Origin of the sequence: Schlesneria sp. (assembly GCF_036405755.1) — a bacterium.
Taxonomy (GTDB): Bacteria; Planctomycetota; Planctomycetia; order Planctomycetales; family Planctomycetaceae; genus Schlesneria; species Schlesneria sphaerica.
Genome location: NZ_DASWWZ010000550.1, coordinates 1 through 6,410 on the forward strand (window position 1 = coordinate 1; position 6,410 = coordinate 6,410).

The window sequence follows — 6,410 nt, forward strand, 5'->3', positions numbered from 1 at the left end:
GCAGCGTGCTCGCAGCGAGAAGGTGGAGCGAAGTTTTGCCCACGTCTGTCAGACCGGGGGATCTCGAAGAACATGGCTACGAGGCCTGGCCAAGATCAACAAACGCTATCTGATGGTGGCTGCCACCCGGAATCTGGGAATCTTGATGCTCAAGCTGTTCGGAATGGGCAAACCGAGGACGTTGCACACGGCCAGGGACCGTATTTCGGCCATTATTCCGGTCTATAGTTCACTCAAAATCGCTCTCTGGAGCCATCATCGGCGACACTTCCCTCTACCGGCTACTTGCATGGCCTTCTGGGCCTGTCCGCCACATTTTCTCGCCAATACAAAAATCGGATGAAACCTCTGAAATTCACAGATTCTTCAACAGGCTGCTTGGCCAGGTTGTCGTCTACGATCATTTGGGCTGCGCCCCCCGTAGTGTGCGACTACGCAAAACTGTATTCACGCGTCTTTATGAAGGAACACAACATATTACACTTACCGTTCTCCTGAACGACTTGCTGGACCCACGGCGACGTAAATTCCATACACAGCCACAGCGCCGATAAATGACGGAATCATATGATACAATGCAAACAAAGGAAACAGAACGATAAATGGTCCTATAATCCCCCTGAGCAGCATAAACGCGAGCACTCCAATCTGAATCCCGATTGGTGCGAGCCAAAAATACCGCGGGCATACTGCTGCGGACAGTACTCCGCCAGTTAGTAACGCAATCGAATAATACGGGCCGCGCGAATCCCAAGGTTCAGTTTTACCGGTGACGATCGGAGATAGCGCCCAGATGCCTGCACCCATAGCCACAGCCACAAGAAAAGACAGAAAATCGCGTTTGGGCATCATTGTTAGATTCTCCATCAACAGAATATGCTGTGCCCCCGTGTCCCCGTGCTCCCGTCATTGCAAACATAGGGCTTTCAATCCGCCTCTAACACTACTCGTCCTTCTCAACGATCGTGTCTACGTCCACATTAACTTCTTCCTCTATCCACCCCTCTTCCGTAGGTCCCCCTCCTACAATTGTGTGTTGATTAACAAAATAACATTTCCAAGGGGTCACATTCTTGCGCAGCTCTTCTATCATTGGATACGTAACTACAACAAATATCACTTCTGAAGCGTCAACCGTTAGTGGTGAAAACTGAGCTTCTCTTAGATTTTTGTCAAGAAGTGGCGGAAATGTAACCTTCAATGGTGGCACATGCCTACTGTTGCGCCAGTCCTCAATAACACACGAAGGAGTCAGGTCTTCCGAAATATAATAATTGACGAACTCTGGCAATGTCGAAAACATCGCACCTTCCTCCGCCCAATCTTCATTATACCGAAGCCCAATAGCATATCGTTGATAATCAAACGTCTTGTTATAGACCAATAGCGCCATACCGTTTAACTCACGGCGCAATTCTCCCCTCTCATTCGTTGTAATTTCAAAAATCGGAGCCTGCTGCTTTCTCAGCATTTTATAAAGACACGCCAGTAATTTTCTTCGCTTAAGCCCAATCCGCTTAATCTCAAGGACGGCGCACCCGGCTTCTAACGCCACTCTAGCATGAGTATGATAGCGGAGACTGAGAGTATCACCATCTTCATGAACCGTCATCATGTCAGCAAGCTCTTGAGTCAATGCAGATTCAAAAAATGCATCACCTGGTAAAAAACGCCATTCTTCTGCGATTGCCGGCTGGCACGCATAATTGAATACAAATCCGCAATAAAGAAGCAGTGCGCGTATGTAGTGTTTCGGCTGCATATCGTGGCCTTAATATTACTTCTCAATGTTGATAGCCTCAGAATAATTGCAGAGATCGCGATCACGGTCAGCACTTGCGTAATTGTGGAGAATGCCATCTCTGTCGGGAAACACCCCCTCTTCTAAATAGGCGCGATAGCCTGCATCACATTCTACTCTAATCGTGAGCGACGTACAATTTGTATCGCAACTGCCACGGTGCCTCAGTTGTTGAGCCAAAGCTCTTGCCGCTTCGATCGTACTTCTGAGCCGTGTTGTAACCACTTGCGGTGTAACAACCCCGCCAAAATCTCTCGGGGCTTTGGGAATGAGATTCTGTGGATAGTTTCGATGAAGCCAATCGATAATCGATGCTGTGCGATGGGGAACTGCCCGGTTACCCGCTGGGTGGCCCGGCCGCCTGTTGAGGGCGGTCGGGTGCCGGAGGCATAAGATGCAATCTCGTCGGATGGCCATTACACATTCGTGGTGAATTCATCATCAGTTCCCAAACCAGGCGGCCACCGATTCGGTGAACCAACAGATTTCTATTCAAAGTACCAGCGAGCCGAACTCCACCGCCAGTCCCTGGCTTGTTCCACCAACCCGGCCCGAACGGGATCCATGTGCATGTCGTCCAGTTTTTCTTCCCCCTTGGCCCGCGACCCAAGGTGGAATCCGTAGTCACGTGCCTGCCAGATGGGTCCGGGGGAGTCAATCTGGGACCAGTCGCTCTGGAAACGCTGGGGCAACACGGTTTTCAATGATTTCGAAGTCAGTTCCTTCTCGCAGGAGAGAATCTCTCTTCCGCCGGCGGCCGCAGTGGCGCCCCTGGACTTTCCTCTTTTGGCCCCGTCTGGGACCAGGGAACCCTGCCGTCGCCGCCCTGGCGTAGCATCCTTCCAGAGTGCCCGACATGATATTCCGATCAGAATATTCCGACCAAAACAGCGCGCTACCGACCATTATCATCTCGTGGACCAAGCCATGCCCCCTCGTCCCTCCATTGAAGAACGCCTGGCGCGGCTCAGAGAAATTCGCAGCGTTGGTGACCTCACTCAGTTACGCGAAGCTGCAGCTCGACATCTGGCCGACCGCTGCAACCTGATCGTCGCGGAAGCAGCAAAAATTGTCCGCGAATTCGAGCTCTCCGGGATGGAATCCGATCTGTTACGTGCCTGGACCCGCTTGATCGATGGGCCTGATCCGATGAAGGCTGACAAAGGCTGCTGGGCCAAAACAGCGCTGATCGAAGCCCTCGCCGCACTGAATTACGATGACCCGGAACTCTACCAGGCGGCACTCACCTACCAGCAGATCGAACCCGCCTGGCCCGACGCCATCGATACGGCGGAAAACGTGCGGGCCAGCGCTGCATTCGCCCTGGCAAGGTCTCTACGCATGAGGACCGTGGACAAACTGATTGCGTTCGTTGATTACCTGCAGGGGTCAACATTCGACCAGGTCAACGCCGTTCGAGCCATGTCCGACACCGGTAGTGAATCCGCCCTGCCCTTACTGAGAATGAAGCTGCTATCCCACGGGATCCATTCCGACGTCGCAGGCGCGTGTATGACTGGACTCCTCGAAATGACTCCGACAACATCCATCCCCCTGGTCGCAGGTTTTTTGAAATCGGAGCGTGAGGAACTTGTCACAGAAGCGGCGGCGGCGTTGGGAAGTTGTGGAAAACCCGAGGCCATCAAATCGTTGATCCTCGCCTGGAATCGTACCGCAGACGACGATCTGCGGAGATCGCTCGTACTGAGTATCGGCCTCTCCCGCGACCCGTCCGCCGTTGATTTCCTGATTCAGCAGCTCGAATTGCACCACGATCCGGACCTGATTCTCAACGCCCTGAAACCCAATCTCGTCTACGAAGAAATTCGCCTCCGGGTGGATGAAGCCAAGCAACGTCGAAAGCGCCCAATCCGATGAATGACTCGTCAAGCACTCTTGCTAGAATGATTTCTCCGTGATCTTTCGAGAGTGCTCGACAGCGACAGACTTTCAAGAGGCTCTCGCTGAGTGGTATCGGCGGCTGAAACAGCATGGATAAAAGGCTGAAAAGCTCAGCAGCGGCTGAACAGTCCTTCTCGGGAACAGGGGCCGCAGTTTGGCCTGTCCCTGTTGAGAGTCGCTCTCTCGCGGAGATATAGCGAAGGTCGACATCAGGGCTTGAGAGCCGAGTTTCGAAGAATACGACTGAGAACTAAGACGACTGAAAAGTGAGGGAACCTGCTTGAACACGGTACGCAAACCGATGCTGCTCGTCCTGTTGTGCTGCAGCGCAGCGGGGTGTGAGAACGAACGAAGTAGCCCTCGCCCCGAAACTCCGACGCTGTCCCACGACGAAGTCCCCTCGGAGAAAGAGGAGGCTGTTAAAGCGGTAGAAGCGCCGGACGCCGTCACTCATGACGAGAACCAGCTGGCGGGGATCCACCGTCTCTTCAAAATTTCCGATCGGATTTACTCCGGCAGTCAACCCGAGGGTGAAGCCGCTTTCGCCAGCCTGAAGAAACTGGGAATCCAAACCGTTGTCAGCGTCGATGGAACGATTCCCCAGACTGAACTGGCTCACGCGCATGGATTGCGGTACGTCCACATTCCCATCGGCTACGACGGCGTTCCCCGATCCGCCTGTGACTCGCTGACCCGCGTCATGCGGGAACTGCAGGGGCCCGTCTACATTCACTGCCATCACGGCCGACACCGCGGTCCTGCGGCTGCGGCGGTCGCCTGGGTCGCTTCCGGCGACGCGACAAATCAGCAGGCCGTTGCGATTCTCGAGCAGGCAGGAACGAGCCGGAACTATTCAGGTCTGTGGCGTGACGTCGAAAATTTTCGACCCGCCCCTGCCGAGGCCACTCTGCCGGAACTCGTGGAGACGGCCGAAGTCTCTTCACTGGTCAGATCCATGGTCGAAATCGATCTGCGGTTTGATCGCATCAAGGCCAGCAGGCAACGAGACTGGAAGAGCCTGCCCGGTCGGCCCGCAGGGGAAATCGGGGAGGAAGCCGTGCTGATTCAGGAAGCGTTTACCGAAACAAACCGGCATCTCAGCCACGAATTCGATGCGTCTTTCGCGGCGTTGCTGAAGGAGTCAGCCACTGCAGCGGGCGATCTGGTCGCTGCCCTGCAAGCGGACGCCTTTGACAAGGCGGATCAGGCCTTTCAGCGGATCGAAAAAGCCTGCATGCAGTGTCACCGTACGTATCGCGACCGCTGAAGTTTCAACGCAGGACAACAACGAGTGATGCCCGATCGCGCAAACATGGACCGCTGCGAACAAGAAAGCCCCTGAGGGGATCCCCTCAGGCTGCTGTTATTGTTCACATTTACGATCGCAGGAAGGTCGATTCCTTTGGGGGCTGATAGCGGATTTGAAGGTGGGGTGTCTCCAGTCGTTTCTGCCCCGTCCCCAGCGAGCGTACCCCTGCTTCGACGAGTCCCGTGGTGAGCAGAGTCCGCTCGATCGGTGTGGGTGACTTCCCCGTCAGAAACGTCTCTTCCGCTTTCGCCATGAGTGACGCCGAGTAAACAACATTCGGCGTCGGGGGGAGATAGAACAAAGTCGAAAACGGCTGGGGCTCATTCTTCAGACGGGCCGCAAAGGTGAAGTCTCCCACCAGTCCATTCATCAGCAACATGGTCGCCTTCACACCGTCAGCGTATTCGAACCGATAGGCAACGGGATCTTTAACCCACGCGCGGATCTGCTCGGCTGTGGGATACCGATGGCTGAACGTTTCCGGCTGCGCCAGAGTTTGAGTCCTCGTCAGGCAGGCATCGAACAGTTTGGGATCCCAGCCCCCATTCCCCCAACTCCCGGACTCCATCCCCTTCCAGAACGCATCACCCCGCAGGGCCTGCATCGCCACGACGCCCGTCTCGCCCCCACGCCGTCGTTCAGCCATACACTGAATCACTTCCAGAGCGTGAAAGTCGTAGCTGTCGATCCCCCCCATGGCGAGACACATCAGTTCTTCGACTTCTGAATCAAGCGGAAGATCGACGTCCGGCATCCGCCAGGTGACCGGTAACGACGAGCCGGCGCAAAAGGGAACTTTCAGCTCCCGAGCGATCTCGACCATCTCCCTGGCCCATTCCCAGTTCCAAGAGAGATGCTTGTCATTGAAAACGGGACGGACTTGCCCTTCGGCACGAAACACGTCCGTCGTCTGCTTGAAAAATTCGTAGCGGGGATACTTCGTCTGTTCGTATTCGGATTTCGGATACTTCCCGTGCTCGCCGATGATCAGCACGGCGTCGACGGCCAGCTTGTCGCCGCCGCAACGCAACGCTTCGGCGATCGTCGGGTAAATTTTGAAACCGAATTCGTCCGCCCGACTCCGGCTGAGATCATTGTCAGGCTTCTGATCAACATAGGCCGAGACGACATCCAGCGCTGGACGGTGCCACTTCCCATTGATCGGATATCCGTGCAGAAATCGCTCGGCCATGTGCCACGCATGCGAATGAAATCGCCACTCCGTCGTGATCACGGCCAATCGCTTTCTCGGCCCGGAAGTGGGCTCCGCGGTGAAACCGAGGGGGCTTCTTCCCATGAGTCCCAGACCGAGTGCTCCGAGAAATGAGCGTCGTGAAAGCATCAAATCTGTCCTTGATATAGTGAGCCGGGCCAGCGTGCCGGGAATGCAGTCAGTAT

At 55.0% G+C, this 6,410-nt stretch carries 6 protein-coding genes and 1 pseudogene; 3 read left to right on the top strand and 4 right to left on the bottom strand.

Annotated features, from left to right (window positions below; genetic code table 11):
- A pseudogene (locus tag VGE80_RS18490) lies at nucleotides 1-343 on the top strand (hypothetical protein); the annotation flags it as partial.
- A 140-nt stretch (nucleotides 344-483) separates the two neighbouring features.
- On the opposite strand, the gene VGE80_RS18495 reads toward VGE80_RS18490, so the two are convergent.
- The 3 genes from VGE80_RS18495 to VGE80_RS18505 form a co-directional block, all read right to left on the bottom strand.
- Nucleotides 484-852 (bottom strand): hypothetical protein, encoded by a 369-nt coding sequence (locus VGE80_RS18495; protein ID WP_397569226.1) that lies wholly within the window; start codon nucleotides 850-852, stop codon nucleotides 484-486.
- A 91-nt stretch (nucleotides 853-943) separates the two neighbouring features.
- A complete protein-coding gene (locus VGE80_RS18500; RefSeq protein WP_440593692.1) occupies nucleotides 944-1,762 on the bottom strand; it encodes a hypothetical protein in 819 nt (272 codons plus the stop codon).
- A gap of 527 nt (nucleotides 1,763-2,289) precedes the next feature.
- The gene (locus VGE80_RS18505; RefSeq protein WP_440593693.1) at nucleotides 2,290-2,493 is read right to left on the bottom strand and encodes a hypothetical protein; all 204 of its coding nucleotides are present in this window, start codon (nucleotides 2,491-2,493) and stop codon (nucleotides 2,290-2,292) included.
- 235 nt (nucleotides 2,494-2,728) lie between these two features.
- On the opposite strand from VGE80_RS18505, the gene VGE80_RS18510 reads away from it, so the two are divergent.
- Together VGE80_RS18510 and VGE80_RS18515 are read left to right on the top strand one after the other, a co-directional pair.
- The gene (locus tag VGE80_RS18510; protein WP_440593694.1) at nucleotides 2,729-3,679 is read left to right on the top strand and encodes a HEAT repeat domain-containing protein; all 951 of its coding nucleotides are present in this window, start codon (nucleotides 2,729-2,731) and stop codon (nucleotides 3,677-3,679) included.
- A 304-nt stretch (nucleotides 3,680-3,983) separates the two neighbouring features.
- Complete coding sequence (locus tag VGE80_RS18515; protein WP_440593695.1) at nucleotides 3,984-4,970, top strand: hypothetical protein; 987 nt, start codon at nucleotides 3,984-3,986, stop codon at nucleotides 4,968-4,970.
- Nucleotides 4,971-5,079: 109 nt separating this feature from the next.
- On the opposite strand, the gene VGE80_RS18520 is transcribed toward VGE80_RS18515, so the two are convergent.
- Nucleotides 5,080-6,410 (bottom strand): hypothetical protein (locus VGE80_RS18520; protein ID WP_440593696.1); only part of this gene is annotated, 1,331 nt, incomplete at its 5' end.